Annotated in this window: 1 protein-coding gene; it reads left to right on the top strand. The window is 63.0% G+C overall.

Going from position 1 to position 535, the window contains the following annotated elements; translation table 11 throughout:
- On the top strand, positions 1-535 hold a 535-nt coding region (locus HP499_RS24805; RefSeq protein ID WP_172326648.1), incomplete at both ends, for a TauD/TfdA family dioxygenase.

Raw genomic sequence — 535 nt, 5'->3', positions numbered from 1 at the left:
TCCGGGCAGCGCTCAACGAGCACAAAGCGTTGGTGTTCCGCGAAGCCAACATCTTCAGTGACGAGGCCCAGGTAAAGTTCGCCTCGCACTTCGGGCCGCTGACCAAGGCGCATCCCACGGTGGCCTCGGTGGACGGCGAGGAAAACGTCCTTCCCGTAGACAGCGAGAACGGCTCGGCCAACAACTGGCACACCGACGTCACGTTCGTGGTCAACCCGCCGCAGGCTTCAACGCTGCGCAGTATTGATCTCCCTGCCTACGGTGGCGAGACGTTGATTGCCTCCTCTGCCGGCGCTTACCAGGACCTCCCGGAGGAGTTGCGCAGCTTCGCGGATAACCTTTGGGCCATCCACACCAATGATTACGACTACTCGGTGCCCAAGAACCTGGAGCACTCCAACGCCGAAGAGCGCCGCAAGGAGTTCACCCGCCTGAAGTTCGAAACCGCCCACCCCGTGGTGCGGGTCCACCCCCTGACCGGCGAGCGCGGATTGTTCATTGGGGGCTTCGCGCAGCGGCTACGGATTGTGGGGCT

Source organism: Paenarthrobacter sp. CM16, assembly GCF_013179505.1.
Lineage (GTDB): Bacteria > Actinomycetota > Actinomycetes > Actinomycetales > Micrococcaceae > Arthrobacter.
The sequence above is the reverse complement of the archived record's forward strand: the minus strand, read 5'-3'. Positions and strand labels throughout refer to the sequence as shown.